At 49.3% G+C, this 359-nt stretch carries 1 protein-coding gene; it reads right to left on the bottom strand.

The annotated features are described in order from the left end of the window. On the bottom strand, positions 1-359 hold a 359-nt coding region (locus AB4486_RS25220; protein WP_372119452.1), incomplete at both ends, for a glutamate ligase domain-containing protein.

The following is a 359-nucleotide window of genomic DNA, read 5'->3' as shown; positions in this document are numbered from 1 at the left end:
GGATCTTCGCTGCGAGGATTGTCATCTGAAATAATAATTTTGTCGGCGAACTGCTCAGCCGTTACCGCCATCATTGGGCGCTTGCCGGTATCTCGATCACCACCACAGCCAAAGATTGCCCATAGTTTTCCAGAACAGTGTACACGCAGTGCCGCCAATGCTTTTTCTAGAGCATCTGGTGTGTGCGCGTAATCGACAACGACTTTTGCTTTGTTTGGTACTTGGAACAGTTCCATGCGACCAATCACAGGTTGAAGCTGAGGCGCGGTGTCGACCAAGATTTGCTTGTCGATGCCCAGTGAAAGCAGAGTCGCGAAAGCAACCAACACATTTGATGCGTTGAACTGACCAATTAAAGG

This window comes from Vibrio sp. 10N.222.55.C6, assembly GCF_041473395.1.
GTDB lineage: Bacteria > Pseudomonadota > Gammaproteobacteria > Enterobacterales > Vibrionaceae > Vibrio > Vibrio crassostreae_C.
The sequence above is the reverse complement of the archived record's forward strand: the minus strand, read 5'-3'. Positions and strand labels throughout refer to the sequence as shown.